The 19,102-nt window shown below is 71.1% G+C and carries 17 protein-coding genes and 1 pseudogene; 10 read left to right on the top strand and 8 right to left on the bottom strand.

All coding sequences use genetic code 11. The features are described from left to right. Positions 1 to 184 precede the first annotated feature (184 nt). The 8 genes from GUY60_RS10595 to GUY60_RS10560 all read left to right on the top strand — a co-directional run bounded on the left by GUY60_RS10595 (position 185) and on the right by GUY60_RS10560 (position 9,268). The gene (locus GUY60_RS10595) at positions 185 to 1,864 is read left to right on the top strand and encodes a sigma-54-dependent Fis family transcriptional regulator (protein ID WP_161696258.1); all 1,680 of its coding nucleotides are present in this window, start codon (positions 185 to 187) and stop codon (positions 1,862 to 1,864) included. A gap of 112 nt (positions 1,865 to 1,976) precedes the next feature. Next, positions 1,977 to 3,473, top strand: coding sequence for an aldehyde dehydrogenase family protein (locus GUY60_RS10590; protein WP_161696256.1), 1,497 nt, complete (start codon positions 1,977 to 1,979; stop codon positions 3,471 to 3,473). A gap of 59 nt (positions 3,474 to 3,532) precedes the next feature. Then, a complete protein-coding gene (locus GUY60_RS10585) occupies positions 3,533 to 4,645 on the top strand; it encodes an NDMA-dependent alcohol dehydrogenase (protein ID WP_161696254.1) in 1,113 nt (370 codons plus the stop codon). Between the two features lie 66 nt (positions 4,646 to 4,711). Next, a complete protein-coding gene (gene mftA, locus GUY60_RS10580) occupies positions 4,712 to 4,852 on the top strand; it encodes a mycofactocin precursor MftA (protein ID WP_161696252.1) in 141 nt (46 codons plus the stop codon). Between the two features lie 4 nt (positions 4,853 to 4,856). Continuing rightward, positions 4,857 to 5,153 carry a mycofactocin biosynthesis chaperone MftB gene (gene mftB, locus GUY60_RS10575; RefSeq protein WP_246234661.1) on the top strand — a complete coding sequence of 99 codons (297 nt, stop codon included), beginning with the start codon at positions 4,857 to 4,859 and terminating at the stop codon, positions 5,151 to 5,153. Then, positions 5,150 to 6,409, top strand: a complete 1,260-nt coding sequence (mftC, locus tag GUY60_RS10570) for a mycofactocin radical SAM maturase (protein WP_161696250.1) — start codon at positions 5,150 to 5,152, stop codon at positions 6,407 to 6,409. Before mftB ends, mftC begins: the two co-directional genes overlap by 4 nt. Continuing rightward, positions 6,406 to 7,587, top strand: coding sequence for a pre-mycofactocin synthase MftD (gene mftD, locus GUY60_RS10565; protein WP_161696248.1), 1,182 nt, complete (start codon positions 6,406 to 6,408; stop codon positions 7,585 to 7,587). The genes mftC and mftD overlap by 4 nt, the downstream gene beginning before the upstream one ends. A gap of 469 nt (positions 7,588 to 8,056) precedes the next feature. Further along, entirely contained in the window at positions 8,057 to 9,268 is a 1,212-nt protein-coding gene (locus GUY60_RS10560; RefSeq protein ID WP_161696246.1) for a GAF domain-containing sensor histidine kinase, read from the top strand. Between the two features lie 79 nt (positions 9,269 to 9,347). On the opposite strand, the gene GUY60_RS10555 is transcribed toward GUY60_RS10560, so the two are convergent. Continuing rightward, positions 9,348 to 9,992 carry a response regulator gene (locus GUY60_RS10555; RefSeq protein ID WP_223178676.1) on the bottom strand — a complete coding sequence of 215 codons (645 nt, stop codon included), beginning with the start codon at positions 9,990 to 9,992 and terminating at the stop codon, positions 9,348 to 9,350. A 94-nt stretch (positions 9,993 to 10,086) separates the two neighbouring features. On the opposite strand from GUY60_RS10555, the gene GUY60_RS10550 reads away from it, so the two are divergent. Beyond that, positions 10,087 to 11,775, top strand: coding sequence for an AMP-binding protein (locus tag GUY60_RS10550; RefSeq protein ID WP_161696242.1), 1,689 nt, complete (start codon positions 10,087 to 10,089; stop codon positions 11,773 to 11,775). Positions 11,776 to 11,819: 44 nt separating this feature from the next. Here the strand turns inward: GUY60_RS10550 and GUY60_RS38885 are convergent. From GUY60_RS38885 to GUY60_RS10515, 7 genes and pseudogenes are all read right to left on the bottom strand, one after another. Continuing rightward, a pseudogene (locus tag GUY60_RS38885) lies at positions 11,820 to 12,118 on the bottom strand (alpha/beta hydrolase); the annotation flags it as partial. A 138-nt stretch (positions 12,119 to 12,256) separates the two neighbouring features. Further along, a complete protein-coding gene (locus GUY60_RS10540; RefSeq protein ID WP_161696241.1) occupies positions 12,257 to 13,213 on the bottom strand; it encodes an electron transfer flavoprotein subunit alpha/FixB family protein in 957 nt (318 codons plus the stop codon). 21 nt (positions 13,214 to 13,234) lie between these two features. Further along, positions 13,235 to 14,014, bottom strand: coding sequence for an electron transfer flavoprotein subunit beta/FixA family protein (locus tag GUY60_RS10535; RefSeq protein ID WP_161696240.1), 780 nt, complete (start codon positions 14,012 to 14,014; stop codon positions 13,235 to 13,237). Positions 14,015 to 14,030: 16 nt separating this feature from the next. Continuing rightward, on the bottom strand, positions 14,031 to 14,828 hold the full coding sequence (locus GUY60_RS10530) for an enoyl-CoA hydratase (RefSeq protein ID WP_161696238.1): 798 nt from the start codon (positions 14,826 to 14,828) through the stop codon (positions 14,031 to 14,033). Then, positions 14,825 to 15,931, bottom strand: a complete 1,107-nt coding sequence (locus GUY60_RS10525) for an enoyl-CoA hydratase/isomerase family protein (RefSeq protein ID WP_161696236.1) — start codon at positions 15,929 to 15,931, stop codon at positions 14,825 to 14,827. Before GUY60_RS10525 ends, GUY60_RS10530 begins: the two co-directional genes overlap by 4 nt. After that, a complete protein-coding gene (locus GUY60_RS10520; RefSeq protein WP_161696272.1) occupies positions 15,928 to 17,076 on the bottom strand; it encodes an acyl-CoA dehydrogenase family protein in 1,149 nt (382 codons plus the stop codon). The genes GUY60_RS10525 and GUY60_RS10520 overlap by 4 nt, the downstream gene beginning before the upstream one ends. A gap of 66 nt (positions 17,077 to 17,142) precedes the next feature. Beyond that, positions 17,143 to 18,051: a LysR family transcriptional regulator gene (locus GUY60_RS10515; protein WP_161696234.1), complete on the bottom strand. Its 909-nt coding sequence runs from the start codon at positions 18,049 to 18,051 to the stop codon at positions 17,143 to 17,145. A 100-nt stretch (positions 18,052 to 18,151) separates the two neighbouring features. Here GUY60_RS10515 and mmsB point away from each other — a divergent pair, with 100 nt between their 5' ends. Then, entirely contained in the window at positions 18,152 to 19,039 is an 888-nt protein-coding gene (mmsB, locus tag GUY60_RS10510; RefSeq protein ID WP_161696232.1) for a 3-hydroxyisobutyrate dehydrogenase, read from the top strand. The last annotated feature ends 63 nt before the right edge of the window (positions 19,040 to 19,102 follow it).

Here is a 19,102-nt window from a genome sequence, read left to right as displayed (position 1 = left end):
GTGCGCGTCACAGTGGGGGCACCGCACACATGGCGGCGGCCGTCGGCGGCCCCGCCCGCACCAGGGGCGCGAGGCGCTCGCCCGACGCGGCCACCGGTGGGAGCCGGACCCACAGGACGAGTCCCCTGCCGTATACGGCCCCGCGCACGCCGTGCAGCGGTAACTCCCTTTGCGACAAGGAGAGATGGTGGACCTGACACTGGGCGAGCCGGACAGCGGTCCGTTGCGTGAGGAGATCGCGCTGTCGTGGCGGCGCTCGCAGCTCAGCGGCCTTCGGCCGAGCAGCCCCACCGACCGTCTGACGTGGGCCGAGATCGACCGGGGCAGCCGGCTCGTCCGCGCGGCGGCACCGGTCCTCGACCAGATGGCCGAACAGCTGGCGGACACCCCGCTGAGCGTGATCCTCGCCGACCGGAACGCGCTCATCGTCGACCGCCGCTTCGGCGAGCGGACGGTGGGCACCGCGCTCGACGGGATCGGCGTCGTCCCCGGCATCCAGTACCTGGAGGAGACCACGGGGACGAACGCCATCGCCACGCCCCACGAGCTGCGCCGTGGCGTCTCGGTCCACGGCGACGAGCACTTCCTGGAGGCGCTGAAGCGGTTCGCCTGCTACGGCCATCCGATCGTGCACCCCGTCACCAAGCGGCTGCAGGGCGTCCTGGACATCACCGCCCGGTCCGAGGACGCCAATCCGCTGTTCGCGCCCTTCCTGGTCCGCGCGGTCAAGGACATCGAGCAACGGCTCCTCGACAGCGCACGCGAGTCCACGCAGCTCCTCTTCGCGGCCTTCCAGAGTGCGCGGCGCCGATCGACCCCCGTCCTGGTGCTCGGTGAGGAACTGGTCCTCGCCAACGCCGCCGCCGCGGACCTGCTCGACGCCACCGACCACGCGGTGCTGCGCGACCTGGCCGCCGACGTGGTGAGCCTCGGCCCCAAGTCCCGTCGCCTGCGGCTGTGTTCGGGCACCGTCGTACAGGTGCGCGCCGAGCGGATCGTGGGCACGGGCGGAGCGGCGTTCGAGCTGACCCCGGTGGACGCGGTCCGCACCCCGGTGCCGCGGCGCAGGAAGCCGACCGGTACGGCGGCTGCCGCCACGACCGCTGCGACGCCCGCGCGGACGGCGGCGGCCGCGCGCCACCGGGTACTGATCGCGGGCGAACCCGGCTCGGGGCGCACGACGGCCGCCCGCGCCCTGGCCGACGGCCACGACGTGGCCGTCCTCGACGCGGCCGATGTCCCCGCCCTCGGGGTACGCCGCTGGGCCGCCCACATGGACGAACTGCTCACCTCTCACCCGGGGTTGACCGTAGTGGAGTCGCTGCACCTGCTGCCCGCCGCGCTCGCCGCCCGGCTCTCGCGGATCCTGGACACCGCACCGGCGCGCGCCGTGCTCACCAGTGCGCCGCTGAACGAGCTGAGCGGCGAACACGCCTGCCTCGCCGGTCGCATCCCCGACCGCGTCGAACTCCCGCCGCTGCGGGCCCGGCGCGAGGAACTGCCCGAACTCGCCCGCGCCATGCTGGCGGCCTGCCGTCCCGGCCGCGCGGTGCGCTTCGCCCCCGGCGCCCTGGAACTGCTCGCCGCCCAGCCCTGGCCCGGCAACCTGCGCGAACTCGAAGCCGTCGTCCGGTACGCCGCCGATGCCCGCTCGGCCGGGGACATCACCGCGCGGGACCTGCCGCCGTCCTGCCAAGGCAGCCCGAGGAAGCACCGTTTGAGCGCCTGGGAGCAGGCCGAGCACGACGCGATCCTGAGCGCGCTGCGCGCCACCGGCGGCAACAAGGTGCACGCCGCCGAACGTCTCGGCATCAGCCGCTCGACGCTCTACAACCGCATCAGAAGTCTGGGCATCACCGTCTGACCGACGGCGGGGCGCCGCTTACCGGTGTTCATTTTCTGCACAGTTACGCCGTCGTGAACGACCCGAGAATGACGCACATCACACCCCGTGAGTACGTCTTCGAGGAGGTTCCATGGCGACGGTGGCCGAAGTGCCCGTACTGGATTCGGTGAAGCAGTTCATCTCCGCCCCCAAGCGGCTACTGATCGGCGGCGAGTGGGTGGACGCGGCATCAGGCCGCACCTTCGCCACGTACGACCCCGCAACGGGCGGGAAGATCACGGACGTTGCGCACGGCGCCGCCGAGGACGTCGACCGTGCGGTGGCCGCGGCCCGCCGCGCCTACGAGGGGCCGTGGGGCCGGTTCACGCCGGCCGAGCGGCAGAGCCTGCTGTGGCGCGTCGGGGACGCGCTGCTCGCGCGGGCCGAGGAGTTCGGGCAGCTGGAGTCGATCGACAACGGAAAGTCGGCAGCCATCGCGCAGGGCGTCGACGTGGTCTGGGCCGCCAACGTCTTCCACTATTACGCCGGTTGGGCCACGAAGATCGAGGGACGCACCGTCACCCCATCGGTGCCGTGGCTGCCGGGCACCGAGTGGCACGCGTACACCCTGCGCGAACCGGTCGGCGTCTGCGCCCAGATCATCCCCTGGAACTTCCCGCTCCTGATGGCCTCCTGGAAGATCGCCCCTGCGCTGGCCTGCGGCAACACCGTCGTCCTCAAGCCCGCCGAGCAGACGCCGCTCACCGCGCTTCTGCTCGGCGAGGTCTTCCAGGAACTCGGCTTCCCCGAGGGCGTGTTCAATGTCGTCACCGGATACGGCGACGCTGGCGCCGCGCTCGCCTCGCACGACGCCGTCGACAAGGTCGCCTTCACCGGCTCGACCGAAGTCGGCAAGAAGATCGTGGACGCGGCGAAGGGCAACCTGAAGAAGGTCTCCCTCGAACTCGGCGGCAAGAGCCCCAACATCGTCTTCGCCGACGCCGACCTGGAGGCCGCCATCGCGGGCTCGGCCAACGCCTGGCTGTTCAACCACGGCCAGTGCTGTGTAGCGGGCACCCGCCTCTTCGTCGAGGACTCCATCTTCGACGAGTTCACCCAGGGCGTCGCCGAGTTCGTCAGCCAGGTCAAGGTCGGCCCCGGACTCGACCCGGCGACCCAGCTCGGTCCGCTGGTCTCCCAGGAGCAACTCGACCGCGTCACCGGCTACTTGAACCAGGGTCTCGCGGACGGGGCGCGGGCTCTGACCGGCGGCGGCCGCATCGGCACCACCGGTTTCTACGTCGAGCCCACCGTCCTGGTCGACGTGCGCGACGACATGAGCGTGGTACGGGAAGAGATCTTCGGGCCTGTGGTGGCCGCCATGCCGTTCAGCGCCGCCGAGGGTCCGGTGGCCGCGGCGAACGACTCCGAGTTCGGGCTCGCCGCCGGGATCTGGACCCAGGACCTGTCCCGGGCCCACCGCGTCGCCCGGCAGCTCAAGGCCGGCAGCGTCTGGGTCAACAGCTACAACGCGTTCGACACGGCACTCCCCTTCGGCGGCTACAAGCAGTCCGGGTGGGGCCGCGAACTCGGCGAGGCAGCTCTGGACCTCTACACCCAGACCAAGGCCGTCAACATCCAGCTCTGAACGCCGCGAGGCGTCAACCCCCGAGGCCTCAACACCCTGAGCAGACCGAGGAGTTCACCGTGAAGACGAAAGCCGCAGTGCTCACCGACCTCCGCAAGCCCTTCGAGATCGTCGAACTGGACCTGGACGGCCCCAAGGAGGGCGAGGTCCTCATCCGCTACGTCGCCGCCGGCCTGTGCCACTCGGACCTCCACCTGTCCGACGGCGACCTGCCGCCGCGGTTCCCGATCGTCGGCGGCCACGAGGGCGCGGGCATCATCGAGGAGGTCGGCCCCGGCGTCACCAAGGTCAAGCCGGGCGACCACGTCGTGTGCAGCTTCATCCCCAACTGCGGGACCTGCCGCTACTGCTCGACCGGCCGGCAGAACCTGTGCGACATGGGTGCCACGATCCTCGAAGGGCACATGCCCGACGGCACGTTCCGCTTCCACCAGGGCGACACCGACTTCGGCGCCATGTGCATGCTGGGCACGTTCGCGCAGCACGCGACGATCTCCCAGCACTCGGTGGTCAAGGTCGACGAGGACATCCCGCTGGAGACCGCCGTGCTCGTGGGCTGCGGCGTCCCCAGCGGATGGGGCACCGCGACCCACGCCGGTGACATCCGGGCCGGGGACACCACGGTGATCTACGGCGTGGGCGGCCTCGGCATCAACTCCGTGCAGGGGGCGAAGGTCGCCGGCGCGAAGCACGTGATCGCCGTGGACCCGCTGGAGTTCAAGCGCGAGACCGCCCTCAAGCTCGGCGCCACGCACGCGTTCGCCACCGCCCAGGAGGCACACGACGCGGTGGCCGAACTGACCCGCGGCCAGGGCGCCGACCAGGCGCTGATCCTGGTGGGCACGGTCGACGAGGACGTCGTGTCGGCCGCGTTCGACGTGATCGGCAAGGGCGGCACCGTCGTCGTCACCGGCCTCGCCGACCCCGCCAAGGCGACCATCCATGTCTCCGGCGCCGTGCTCACGCTGTGGGAGAAGACCATCAAGGGCTCCCTGTTCGGCAGCGGAAACCCGCAGTACGACATCACCAAGATGCTCGGCCTCTACCAGTCGGGCCACCTGAAGCTGGACGAACTGATCACCCAGAAGTACCGCCTCGAAGACGTCAACCAGGGCTATCAGGACCTGATCGACGGCAAGAACATTCGCGGCGTCATCGTCCACGACAGCTGACCGAACACCCCACCTGGCGGCTGTCGCCCCCTCCCCGGCGACAGCCGCCCCACCCGGGAGGACCCCATGCAGCACACCACCGCCACCGACGAGCAGTCCCGAACCCCCCAGGACAGCGCGGCAGACAGCGCCGTCGAGCCGGATCCGGTCGAGGAGGAGCTCCTCGTCGAGGAGGTCTCCATCGACGGCATGTGCGGCGTCTACTAAGGCGATGGCGATGACCGCGGACTTCGACACGGCGGAGCCCTATCGGCTCAACCCCGCCGTCGCCCTGCGCCCCGAATCCTTCGGCGCGCTCGCCTACCACTTCGGCAACCGCCGCCTGACGTTCCTGAAGGCCCCCGAACTCGTGGAACTGGTACGGGACTTGGGCCGCCACCCCACGGCGGGGGCCGCCCTGACCCACGTACCCGAGGAACGACGAGAGGCCTGCCGGCGCGCCCTTGCCTCGCTGGCCGCCACCGACATGATCATCCCCTGGCGCGGCGGAACCGGAGTGCAGCCATGACGACCCAGGCCGAACGCGTGCCCGCCCTCGTCGAGCAGTTCAAAGGGGGCCTCGCCGCCCCGATCTGTCTCACCTGGGAGTGGACCTACGCCTGCAACCTGTCCTGCGCCCACTGCCTGTCCTCGTCCGGGCGGCGCGACCCCCTCGAACTCTCCACCGCCGAGATGAAATCGGTGATCGACGAGCTCCAGCGTATGCAGGTGTTCTACGTCAACGTCGGCGGCGGCGAACCAACCGTGCGCCCCGACTTCTGGGAACTGCTCGACTACGCGGTCGCCCACCAGGTGGGCGTCAAGTTCTCCACCAACGGACTGCGCCTGACCCCCGACCGCGCCCGGCGGCTCGCCGCCACCGACTACGTCGACGTACAGATCTCCCTTGACGGCGCGACCCGCGAGGTCAACGACGCGGTGCGCGGCCGCGGTTCCTACGACATGGCGATGCGCGCCATGGAGAACCTCGCCGCCGCCGGGTTCGGGGAATTCAAGATCTCTGTGGTGATGACCCGTCAGAATGTGTCCCAGCTCGACGACTTCGCCGCGATCGCCGACCGCTTCGGTGCCCAGCTGCGCATCACCCGGCTGCGGCCGTCGGGGCGCGGCGCGGACGTGTGGGACGAACTGCACCCCACCGACGCCCAGCAGCGCGAGCTCTACACGTGGCTGGTCGCACACGGCGACCGCGTCCTGACCGGCGACTCCTTCTTCCACCTCAACGCCCTGGGGTCGCAGCCCATCCCCGGACTCAATCTGTGCGGGGCAGGACGGGTGGTGTGCCTGATCGACCCGGTCGGCGACGTGTACGCCTGCCCGTTCGCCATCCATGACGCGTTCAAGGCGGGCAACGTGCGCGCGGCGGGCGGCTTCCAGGACGTGTGGCAGCACTCCGACCTCTTCGCCGACCTGCGCCGGCCGTCCACCGGCGGCGCCTGTGCGAGCTGCTCCGCCTACGACGTGTGCCAGGGCGGTTGCATGGCCGCGAAGTTCTTCACCGGCCTGCCCCTTGACGGCCCCGACCCGGAGTGCGTCAAGGGCCACGGCGCCGCCGCCCTCACCGCGGTGGATCCGACGGCGACCCCCCGCCCCAGCGGCGACCACTCGCACCGGACGGTCTCCCTGGGCATGCCCGCGGTGCGCACCGCCCGCCCGGACCGCCTCTGCGACGAGAGCCCCCTGGCGGGAATGGCGGGAACGGCGGGCACAGCAGCCACGACGGGCACGACGAGCACGACCGACGGCGAAGGAGAACGGTCATGAGTGGCGGCGGATGGTTCGAGACAGTGGCCGAGGCTCAGCGCAGGGCGCGCAAGAGACTGCCCAAGTCCGTCTACAGCGCGCTCCTCGCGGGCTCCGAGCGAGGCGTGTCGTACGACGACAACACCGCGGCGTTCGCCGAGTTGGGCTTCGCGCCGCACGTGGCGGGTCTGTCGGCCAAGCGCGATCTGGCGACCACGGTCATGGGGCAGCAGGTCGCCCTGCCCGTGCTCATCTCCCCGACCGGAGTGCAGGCCGTGCACCCCGACGGCGAGGTGGCCGTCGCGCGCGCCGCGGCTGCCCGGGGCACGGCCATCGGCCTCAGCTCCTTCGCGAGCAAGCCACTGGAGGAGGTCGTGGCGGCCAACCCGCAGACCTTCTTCCAGATGTACTGGATGGGCGAACGGGACGCGATGCTCCGGCGGTTGGAGCACGCCCGCGCGGCCGGCGCCAAGGGCCTGATCGTCACCCTCGACTGGTCCTTCTCACACGGCAGGGACTGGGGCAGCCCATGGATCCCCGAACGCCTCGACCTCAAGGCGATGGCACGGTTCGCCCCCGAGGCACTCACCCGCCCGGCCTGGCTCATGGACTTCGCGAAGTCACGGCGCCTCCCCGATCTGACCGCCCCCAACCTCGCCGAATCCGGGGAGCGGGCGCCGACGTTCTTCGGGGCGTACGGGCAGTGGATGCAGACCCCGCCGCCCTCCTGGGAGGACGTGGCCTGGCTGCGCGCGCAGTGGGACGGCCCCTTCCTGCTCAAGGGCGTGTGCCGGGTGGATGACGCCCGCCGCGCCGTCGACGCCGGCGTCACCGCGATCTCCGTGTCCAACCACGGCGGCAACAACCTCGACGGGACCCCGGCCCCGATCCGGGCCCTGCCTGCCGTGGCGGAGGCGGTGGGCGAGGACATCGAGGTCCTGCTCGACGGCGGGATCCGCCGCGGTGGCGACGTGGTCAAGGCCCTCGCTCTGGGCGCGAAAGCGGTCCTGATCGGCCGCGCCTACCTGTGGGGCCTGGCCGCCGGTGGTCAGGCGGGAGTGGAGAACGTACTCGACGTCCTGCGCGGCGGAATCGACTCGGCCCTGCTGGCCCTCGGCCGGGAGTCCGTCCACGACCTCACACCCGACGACGTGGTGGTGCCGCCGGGATTCGGGCGGGTGCTGGGCAGCGACCGGTAGGAGAGGGGAGCCCACAGGCCGAGGTCGCCGAGACCGGGTGTGGCCGTCGGGGCACCGGCCACACCCGGTCTCGGCGACGGCGGACACCAGAGCGCGTTTCCGTGGGCCGGGAGCCGTTTTTGGAGCCAAAAGCCACTCAACTCCGCGACGACAGCCGCGAGTTCGGTCGAACGCGGGGTCCACCGTGCGCCCGCAGAGCGGACCACACCCCGATGCCGACCGGCCCCGCACCTGCGATGAGGGCCGACCGCCCGGCTCGTACACCGGAGCGCTTGACCCCGTACCGGCCGACGGCCACGAGGTCGGCGCACGCCGTGACAGCCGGCATTCGTCCGACGAGGGCCCCTCTCCGTCTGGAGGTGGTGTTGTGACGCCCGCCACGCGAATGTGGCCACAGAGCCGTAGCGGCACTCCTCTGGCCTGCCAGGCGCACCCGCGCCTACCATGCCCACACGAGAAGGGCTCCCCCATGAGCGGTCACAGCGAGCGCGAGCAGGAGGTCCTGGAGGGCCTGGACCTGCTGCTGCGTCTGGACACGGAGCGCGAACAGCGACTCAGCCTCCTCGACACGCATGCCGTGCTGCGCGCCCTCGCCGACCGCATACGTCATGAGCACGGCTTCGACATCGCCCTCGCGGGGCTCGTCGAGGACCGTGACCTGGTGCTACGCATCTGGGCGGGAACGCAGCACGACGCCCTCCACGACCTTCCCGTCCCCCTGGGCCTAGGGGTGGGCGGACGAGTGGCCGCCGTCGGCCGCCCGGTTGTCGTCGGCGACTACTGCCGCTCCGACCGGATCACCCACGACTTCGACTCCCAGGTCAGCCGGGAGCGCGTCACCGGCATGGTCGGCCTGCCGATCGGCAGCGGAGCGGCACGGGGCGTGATCTACGGGGCGATGCGCAATGCGACGGAGATCAGCGACAGGACCGTCGACGCATTGGGGCGGCTCTCCCATCTCGCGACCCTCGCCGTGGACGTGGCGGACGGCGCGGCGACGCTCGCCGACACCTCGGTGGCCGCGGAGCGGCGACGCATCGCCGAGTCCCTGCACGACAGTGTGGGCGCGATGCTGTTCGGCATCGGTTCCTCGCTGCGCCGGCTGCAGACCGAGGCGCACGAGACACCGTTCGTGACCCAGCGGCTGGCCATGATCGAGCACCAGCTGTCACTGGCGGGCAGCACGCTGCGCGAGTCCGTCTCCCGGCTGCGCGACACCCGTTCCGACCACGACCCCGGCCGCCTGGCGGCCGATGTCGCGGACTCCGTACGGAGCTTCGAGCTGCGTACGGGTGCCCCCGCGAGCTTCGTCCCGGTCGGGCGTACACCGGAGCTCGACCCCGAGCGCCGGGCGGTCCTTGTCCGCGCGGTGGGCGAGGCGCTGCTCAACGTGGAGAAGCACGCGCGGGCCCGGTCAGTGGCGGTCACGCTCGCCGCCTACGACGACCGGGTGAGCGTCGCTGTCATGGACGACGGGGTGGGTCAGCCGGGACCGGATGGTCAGGCGACGGATCGTTGCGCGGCCGCCGACGACGGCCCGGCAGCGCGGGGCACCGGCGCGGGGCTGCCCGCTCTGCGCACCCGGGTGGAGCGGCTCGGCGGTTCGCTGCGGCTGGTACAGGAGGAGGACGGCACGACCCTGCGGTGCGATGTCCCACTCCCGCGGCCGACGGTCTCCTGACGGCCGCCGGACACCGGCGGCACGGCCGCGCCCGTACCCCGCGACGCCGCCGTCCGCCGGCCCACCGGCCCGCGCCCGGTCAGAGCAGATGCTCCTCCCTGGCCCGCCGCACCGCCTCCACCCGATTGCGGGCGCCGAGCTTCTGCATGGCCGTCTGCAGGTAGGTCTTGACCGTGTTGCGGGCCAGACCCAGATCCTCGGCGATCTCGGGGTTGGTCTTGCCGGTCGCGGCGAGGCGGACGACCTCGTACTCACGGCGGCTCAGCGACAGTTGGTACAGGCGAGCCTGGAGCATCGCCCCGCCCGACTCCTTCAGACGCGGGTCGATCACCCGCACTCCCGCGGCGATGCGGCGCAGCTGCTCGACGAGATCCGTGTGGGTGACGTCCTTGAGCAGACAGCCGTGGGCGCCGGCCGACATGGCCGCGTCGAGGGCCGCGTGGTCCTCGAACGCGGTGAAGATCACGACACGGGTGGCCGGCGAGACGGCGAGTATGCGCGGCAGCGCCTCGCTGCCCAGCATGTCGGGGAGCCTGAGGTCGAGCAGGGCGACATCCGGATGGAGGGCGCCGGCCAACTCGATGCCCTCGCGGGCCGTGCGGGCCGAGCCGACGACCTCCAGATCGGGGGCGTCACGGACAAGCGAGCGGACTCCGTCGCAGACCACCGGATGGTCGTCGACGACGAGCAGCCGCACTGCTTGTCCTGGGGGAACGTGAACCACGTTGATGAACTCTCCTCTCCACCTGGAGGAACCGAAACCGGCCAGGGGGATGAAATATGAGGGTGACGTTATCGAAATATCAAGGAGATGGGCCATGGCCTCGGTCGACGACTTCCTTTCCGCCCGCGAGGTGTTGCTGCGCCACCGGGTCGACTACGACGCCGCCCGCCGCGAGTTCGAGTGGCCGCGCCCGACGGCGTTCAACTGGGCCCTGGACTATTTCGACAGGATCGCCGAGGGCAACTCCCGGCGCGCCCTGTGGGTCGTGGACGAGGCCGGCGGTGAGCAGACGCGTACGTTCGCGGAGTTGTCCCGCCGCTCGAACCAGGTCGCCAACCACCTGAAGGCCCTCGGCCTGCGGCGCGGCGACCGGGCGCTGGTCATGCTGGGCAACGTCCCCGAGCTGTGGGAGGTCATGCTCGGCGCGATCAAGCTCGGCGTCGTGGTCATCCCGGCCACCCTGCTGCTCAGCCCCGACGATCTGGCCGACCGTCTGGACCGCGGCCAGGTACGTGCCGTGATCGCCGCCGAGGACGTCACCGAGCGGTTCGCGGGCCTCGCGGGGGCCGGGCTTCGGGTCGCCGTGGGAGCGGGCACGCCCGAGGGCTGGATGCCGTACGCAGCGGTCGACACGGCCTCGGAGGACTTCACGCCGGACGGCGAGACCCCGGCGGACGACCCGATGCTGCTGTACTTCACCTCGGGGACGACCTCCAAGCCGAAGCTCGTCGAGCACAGCCACACCTCGTACCCGATCGGGCACCTGTCCACCATGTACTGGATCGGCCTCCAGCCCGGCGACGTGCATCTGAACATCTCCTCCCCGGGCTGGGCGAAGCACGCCTGGAGCAACCTGTTCGCGCCCTGGAACGCCGAGGCCACGGTGCTGGTGTTCAACTACGGCCGCTTCGACGCCGCCCAGCTGCTCGACGTGCTCGTCCGCTGCGAGGTCACGACCATGTGCGCCCCGCCCACGGTGTGGCGCATGCTCATCCAGGCGGACCTGGAGAAGTACGACGTCAAGCTGCGCGAGCTGGTCGGCGCCGGGGAGCCCCTCAACCCGGAGGTCATCGACCAGGTCCGCAAGGCCTGGGGTCTCACCATCCGTGACGGCTTCGGACAGACCGAGACCACCGCCCAGATCGGCAACACCCCCGGCCAGCCCCTCAAGTCCGGGTCGATGGGCAGGCCGCTGCCCGGCTACCACATCGCGCTCCTCGACCCAGAGGGCAATCCGGCCGGTGAGGGCGAGATCGGCCTCGACCTGGCCCGCCGCCCGGCCGGTCTGATGCGCGGCTACCGCGACGACGAGGAGCGCACCGACGAGGCCATGCGCGGCGGCTTCTACCGCACCGGGGACGTCGCCTCGCAGGACGCCGACGGCTACGTCACCTACGTGGGCCGCGCCGACGACGTGTTCAAGGCCAGCGACTACCGGATCTCCCCGTTCGAGCTGGAGAGCGTCCTCATCGAGCATCCCGCGGTCGCCGAGGCCGCCGTCGTGCCCTCGCCGGACCCGGTGCGGCTCGCCGTCCCCAAGGCGTTCGTGATCCTCGCCGGCGGCCACGAGCCGAGCCCTGAACTCGCCCGCGACATCCTGCGGTTCACCCGCGACCGGCTCAGCGCCTACAAGCGCATCCGCCGCCTGGAGTTCGCAGACCTGCCCAAGACCATCTCCGGCAAGATCCGCCGCGTCGAACTGCGCGGCCAGGAGCAGCAACGCGACGAGCAGCGCCGCCCGCACGAGTACTGGGAGGCGGACTTCCCCGACCTCAAGGGCTGAGCCGGAACCCTGGCCGGGGTGCGGTGCACCGCACCCCGGCCAGGGCAGCCGTTGAGGACGTGCGAGGCGGTCAGGCCCGGCAGCGTCACCGGGTACGCCGTGATCGCGTCGGCCGGCCAGGCCGTGGAAGCGTCCAGGCTGCCTCCGGCGAACAGGGACGGCTGAGTGAGGACCTCGCCGTCGAAGGCGGCGAGGTCCTCCCAGTCACGGTCCATGTTCCGGTAGCGGTTGAGCGCTCCGGTCACGCCGGTGCGTTCGAACTCCGCGGCGTGGACGTCGAGGTCCCTCTCACTGAGCCAGGCGGGCAGCCGGCCACGGGGGGAAAGCGGTCACGCAGCGTCCCGGCCTTGCTGGCTCCCGCCGCCGCAAGTACCGGCAGCTGGTGGCGCCAGGAGTACCAGGATTCCGGCGGTCTTCGGCCGCCGGCCAAGGCCCGGTGTCGAGCACCTCGCTGGACACCGGACCTGCGGGTCACCACGGATCAGCCCTTGCGGGCGTCGATCTCCTTGGTGAGTTGCGGGACGACGTCGAAGAGGTCGCCGACGACGCCGAAGTCGGCGAGGTCGAAGATCGGGGCCTCAGGGTCCTTGTTGACGGCCACGATCGTCTGCGACGTCTGCATGCCCGCGCGGTGCTGGACCGCGCCGGAGATGCCCGCCGCGACGTACAGCTGCGGCGAGACCGACTTGCCGGTCTGGCCGACCTGGTGGGAGTGCGGGTACCAGCCGGCGTCGACGGCGGCGCGGGAGGCACCGACGGCCGCGCCGAGTTCGTCGGCCAGGGCTTCCACGGCGGTGAAGTCGCCGACCGTGCCACGGCCGCCGGCGACCACGATCGCGGCCTCGGTCAGCTCCGGGCGGCCGGTCGACTCCCGGGGGGTGCGGGCGATGACCTTGGTGCCGGTGGCCTGCGCGGAGAAGGTCACGTCGAGGGCTTCGACGGCACCGGCGGCCGGTGCGGGCTCGACCGCCGCGCTGTTCGGCTTGACGGTGATGACCGGGGTGCCCCGGGTGACACGGGACGTGGTGGTGTACGAGGCGGCGAACGCGGACTGCTCGGCCACCGGACCGGAACCGCCGGCCGCCACGTCGACGGCGTCCGTGATGACGCCCGAACCGATGCGCAGTGCCGTACGGGCGGCGATCTCCTTGCCCTCCGCGGAGGACGGGACGAGTACGGCAGCCGGGGAGATCGCCTCGTACGCGGCGTGCAGGGCGTCGACCTTGGGCACCACCAGATACGCGGCGTACTCGGGCGCCTCGTGCACCAGTACCCGGGTCGCCCCGTGCTCGGCCAGTGTGGCGGCGGTGTCGGCGGCGCCGTCGCCCAGTGCCACGGCGACCGGCTCGCCGATGCCACGGGCCAGGGTCAGCAGTTCCAGGGTGGGTTTGCGGACGGCTCCGTCGACGTGGTCGACGTAGACGAGGATTTCAGGCATGGGGACTCAACTCCTGGGAGATCAGATGAACTTCTGGCCCGCGAGGAACGCGGCGAGCTGCCTGCCGCCCTCGCCTTCGTCCGTGACAACGGTGCCTGCCGTACGGGCCGGACGGTCAGCGGCCGAGTCGACCGCGGTCCAGGCGTGCTCCAGGCCGACGCTGCCGGCCTCGATGTCGAGGTCCGACAGGTCCCAGGTCTCCACCGGCTTCTTCTTGGCGGCCATGATGCCCTTGAAGGACGGGTAACGGGCCTCGCCGGACTGGTCCGTCACGGAGACCACGGCCGGGAGCCGCGCCTCCAGCCGCTCGGAGGCTGCGTCGCCGTCGCGGCGGCCGGTCACAAGTCCGCCCTCCACGCCGACCTCGGACAGCAGGGTGGCCTGCGGGACACCCAGTCGCTCGGCAAGCAGCGCCGGAACCACGCCCATCGCACCGTCCGTCGACGCCATCCCGGAGATGACCAGGTCGTAGCCGGCCTTGGCGATCGCCTTCGCGAGGACCAGGGAGGTGCCGATGACATCGGTGCCGTGCAGGCCGTCGTCCTCGACGTGTATCGCCTTGTCGGCGCCCATCGAAAGGGCCTTGCGCAGGGCGTCCTTGGCGTCCTCCGGGCCGACGGTCAAGGCGGTGACCTCGGTCTCGTCCGCCTCTTCGGCGATCCGCAGCGCCTGCTCGACCGCGTACTCGTCCAGTTCGGAGAGCAGGCCGTCGACGTCGTCGCGGTCGACCGTCAGGTCGTCGGCGAACTTCCGGTCGCCGGTGGCGTCGGGCACGTACTTCACACAGACAACGATCTTCATGGTGGTGCTGTTCCTTTCAGCGGTGCGTGAAGTTGGGAGGGCGCTTCTCCACGAAGGCGGCCATGCCTTCCTTCTGGTCGGCAGTGGCGAACACCGCGTGGAACAGACGGCGTTCAAAACGCACACCCTCGGCGAGGGTCGTCTCGAAAGCGCGGTCGACGGCTTCCTTGGCCATCATGGCGACGGGCTTCGACATCCCCGCCACGGTCTCGGCGACCGCGAGGGCCTCGGCAAGCAGCTCGTCGGCGGGGACGACGCGGGAGACCAGGCCGGCCCGCTCGGCCTCGGCCGCGTCCATGGTGCGGCCGGTCAGGCACAGTTCCATGGCCTTCGCCTTGCCCACGGCACGCGTCAGGCGCTGGGATCCGCCGATGCCGGGAATCACGCCGAGCTTGATCTCGGGCTGGCCGAAGACAGCCGTGTCCGCGGCGAGCAGGATGTCGCAGAGCATGGCGAGTTCGCAGCCGCCGCCCAGGGCGTACCCGGAGACCGCCGCGACCGTCGGGGTACGGAGCCGCCCGAGCCGGTCCCAGGCCGTGAACCAGTCGGTGAGGTACATGTCCATGTAGTCCTGGGGGTGCATCTCCTTGATGTCGGCGCCGGCGGCGAAGGCCTTGGTGGAGCCGGTGAGCACGATGCAGCCGACCTCCAGGTCGCGGTCCAGCTCCTCGGTGGCGGCCACGACCTCCTCCATGACCTGGAGGTTGAGGGCGTTGAGCGCCTTCGGCCGGTTGAGCGTGAGCAGGGCGGTCCTGCCCTTGCGTTCGACGAGGACGGTCTCGTACGGCGTCGACGCGGCGGCGGTGTCTGTCATGGCTGCTCTCCGAGTTCTTCTGCGGTTTCGTCGGGGGCGAAGGAGAGTTCGCGCCTGCCCAGCGGCGCGAAGAAGCGCGCCACGTCGGCGTCCGTCACCTCGGCGAGGGTGGGCGGGGACCACCGGGGGTCGCGATCCTTGTCGACGACCTGGGCGCGGATGCCCTCCACGAGGTCCGGGGAGGACAGCGCGGTGCACGCGATGCGGTACTCCTGCTCCAGGACCCGTTCCAGAGACCCGAGTTCGCGGGCGCTGCGCAGGGCGGCGAGGGTGACCTTGAGTGCTGTCGGCGACTTGGTGAAGATCGTCCCGGCGGCCTCCTTGGCGGCCGCCACCCCGGTGTCGAGGAGCCTTCGGACGATCTCCTCCACGGTGTCGGCCGAGTAGCAGGAGTCGATCCAGTCGCGCTGGTCGGCCAGTTCACCGGTCGGTGGCTCGGTGGCGTACAGGCCGACGGCCTCGTTCGCGGTGGTGTCGGCGAGCGCGTCGAGCACGGCCGGGAGCCGGCTCGACGGTACGAAGTGGTCGACGAGGCCGCAGAGTCGGGCATCGGCCGCTCCGACGGGGGCGCCGGTGAGGGCCAGGTGGGTGCCGAGTTCCCCGGGGGCCCGGGAGAGCAACCAGGTGCCGCCGACGTCGGGGACGAAGCCGATGCCGGTCTCCGGCATCGCGATCCGGGAGCGTTCGGTGGCCACGCGCACGCTGCCGTGGGCGGAGATCCCGACTCCGCCGCCCATGACGATCCCGTCCATGAGGGCGACGTACGGCTTGGGGTAGCGGGCGATCCGGGCGTTGAGCCGGTACTCGTCGTACCAGAATTCGGCCGAGGCCATGCCCCCGCTGCGGGCGTCGTCGTGGATGGAGCGGATGTCGCCGCCCGCGCACAGCCCTCGCTCGCCCGCGCCGCTGATGACAACGGAGTCGATCCGGGGGTCGTGTTCCCACTCGGTCAGGGCGTCGTCGATGCGGCGCGCCATGATGTGGTTCAGGGCGTTGAGGGCCTTGGGCCGGTTGAGGGTGAGGTGGCCGGCCCGGCCACGGACCTCCACCAGGACGGAGTCGTCGCAGATCCGGGGAGACGCCGGGGACGCAGCGTGGGTCATCGGCCGGCTCCGATCAGGCCGCGGGCGACGATGAGCCGCATGATCTCGTTGGATCCTTCGAGGATCTGGTGGACACGGAGGTCACGGACGATCTTCTCGATGCCGTACTCGCTCAAGTAGCCGTATCCGCCGTGCAGTTGAAGGGCGTCGTCGGCGACGGAGAATCCGGTGTCGGTGGCGAACCGCTTGGCCATGGCGCACAAGTGGGGGGCCTGGGGGTCCTCGCGGTCGAGGGCCGCTGCCGCCTGACGGACCAGGGCGCGGGCGGCGGCGAGTTCGGTGGCCATGTCGGCGAGGCGGAACTGGAGCGCGGAGGACTCGATCAGCGGGGCGCCGAAGGCCTCGCGGTCGGTGAGGTACGCGCGGCTGCGGTCGAGGGCGCTCTGGGCTCCGCCCAGGGAGCAGGCGGCGATGCCGAGACGGCCGCCGTTGAGCCCCTTCATGGCGATGCGAAAGCCGTCGCCCTCGGCCCCGAGCCTGCGGTCGGCGGGAACGCGGACGCCGTCCAGGATCACCTGGCGGGTGGGCTGGGCGTTCCAGCCCATCTTTTTCTCGTTGGGGCCGAACGAAAGGCCGGCATCGTCGCTCTGGACGACGAAGGCGGAGATGCCGCGGGCGCCGTCGTCGCCGGTGCGGGCCATGACGATGTAGACGTCGGAGACGCCGGCACCGGAGATGAACTGCTTCACGCCCGTCAGGACGTAGTGGTCGCCGTCCCGTTCGGCCCGGGTGCGCAGCGCGGCGGCGTCGGAGCCCGCGCCGGGCTCGGTCAGGCAGTAGCTGCCGAGCGTGTCCGTCGAGCACAGGCCGGGCAGCCAGCGGGCGCGCTGGATGTCGTCGCCGAAGCGGTCGATCATCCAGGCGACCATGTTGTGGATGGAGAGGTAGCCCGCGATGGTGGGGCAGCCGACGGCGAGCGCTTCGAAGACCAGGACGCCGTCGGAGCGGGTGAGACCGGAGCCACCCCAGTCCTCTCCCACGTACACCCCGCCGAGGCCCAGTTCGGCAGCCTTGCGCAGCACGTCGACGGGGAAGTGCTTCTGCTGGTCCCAGGCGTCGGCCTGGGGGGCGAGGTGCTCCTGCGCGAAGTCGAGAGTGGTCTCGACGATGGCGAGTTGGTCCTCGTTGAGACCGGTGGTCAGCATGTCTTTCATGCGCTCATGCTGAGTGCGAAGCGGAGAGCCCAGTACCTCCGGATAGAGAGGGAACATTCAGCGGGGGCGCAGCACGTCCTGCTGATCCTCGAACCAGGCCTTCAGGTGCTCGCACACGATCCGTACGCGCTCCACGTTGCGCAGCGTGGACGGCACGATCATCCAGAACGTGCGCCGCACCTCCAGCTCCGCGGCGAGGACCGGTACGACCCGGGGGTCGCGCTCGGCGAAGAAGGCCGGCAGCAGGCCGACGCCCATCCCCGCGGCGACCGCCTCCAGCTGGGCGAACACGCTGCTGCTGCGGAAGGCGAATGCGGCCGTCTCGGACACCTGGTGGAAGACCCGCAGCTCGGGCAGGTCGAGCAGAGACTCGATGTACCAGACCATCTGGTGTTCGGCGAGGTCGTCGGGGGTACGGATCGGCGCCCGCTGCCGCAGATAGTCGGGGGACGCGTACAGCCGTAGCGCGTACTCGCCGAGCGGCTGTGCGTGCAGCCGGGGCAGTTCCGGCCGGTGCAGCGTGATAGCCACGTCGAACTGGCCGGTGTGGTGGCTGATGAGCACGCTGGTCGTGACCAGTTCCAGGTCGATGCCCGGGTGCCGGGCGTGCAGCGGGGCGAGTGCGGGCGTGACGAGCACCGAGCCCGCCGCGTCCGTGGCGATGAGGCGCACGAGTCCCGATACCGGGCGGCTCTCGTCGTCCGCGTCGGTGAAGGCGAGGACCGCCTCCGCCTCGATCCGCTCGGCATGCGGCAGCAGTCGTCGGCCGGCTTCGGTCATGGTCCAGCCCGTGCGCGTGCGCTCGAAGAGTCGGTGGCCGACGGCCTTCTCCAGGGTGGCCACCCGGCGGGAGACCGTGGTGTGTTCGACGCCGAGTCGTTCCCCGGCCGCGACCATGCGCCCGTGGCGGGCGAGTGCCAGGAAATAGCGCAGGTCGTCGAGGTTGACCTTTCCGTAACTGTGCATATCTGCACAGTACCTGTGCCCAAGTGCCTCTTGCTCGTGCAGGTGTGCAGGGTCGAACTTGGACGCCAACACGAACTCCACGACTCCAGGAGGTAGCGCGATGACGACCCTCGGATTCATCGGTCTCGGCAACATGGGCGGCCCCATGGCCGCCAACCTCGTGGCCGCCGGGCACGAGGTGTACGGCTTCGACCTCTCCGCCGACGCCGTCGTCACCGCACGCGAGGCGGGCGTCGCCATCGCCGGCTCCGTGGCGGATGTCGCCGCGAAGGCCGAGGTGGTCGTCACGATGCTGCCGACCGGGCGGCATGTGCAGGAGGTCGTCCTCGGCGCGGACGGCGTGCTCGCACACGTCGCACCCGACACTCTCCTCATCGATTCGTCGACCATCGACATCCAGAGCGCACGCGCCGTCCACGCGTCGCTGACCGCGGCCGAGCTGCCCGTGGTGGACGCCCCGGTTTCCGGAGGAGTCGCCAAGGCCAGGGCCGGCACCCTCACCTTCATGGTCGGCGGCACGCCGGACGCCTTCGCGCTGGCCCGTCCGTATCTGGAGGCGATGGGGGCGAACATCGTCCACACCGGCGCCGCCGGCGCGGGACAGGCCGCCAAGATCTGCAACAACATGCTGTTCGGGACCACGTTGACGGCCGTCGCCGAGGCCTTCGTACTCGCCGACCGCCTCGGCCTGGACGCGCGCAGCCTCTACGACATCGTCAGCACCTCGTCCGGCGACAGCTGGGCGCTGCGCAACTTCTGCCCCTGGCCCGGCCTCGTCGAGGGCTCGGCAGCCGACAACGGCTACCGCGCCAACTTCGCCGCCGCGTTGATGAGCAAGGACCTCCGGCTCGCGCTGACCGCCGCCGCCGAGGCCAGGGTCGACCTGCCCGTCTCGGGTCGCGCGGATGCGGTGTTCGCCGAACTCGCCTCGGCCGAGGGCCATTTGGACGCGTCCGCGGTGGTCCGCCAGATCCGCGGCCGGAACTGACCTCCTCCCCAATCCCGGGCCACTCCTCCCCCGTCCCGGGCCGCTCCTCCCCGCCGGCCCCAC

Origin of the sequence: Streptomyces boluensis (genome assembly GCF_009908195.1) — a bacterium.
Lineage (GTDB): Bacteria > Actinomycetota > Actinomycetes > Streptomycetales > Streptomycetaceae > Streptomyces > Streptomyces boluensis.
Note: the sequence above shows the minus strand (reverse complement) of the source record. Positions and strands in the feature narration are given on the sequence as shown.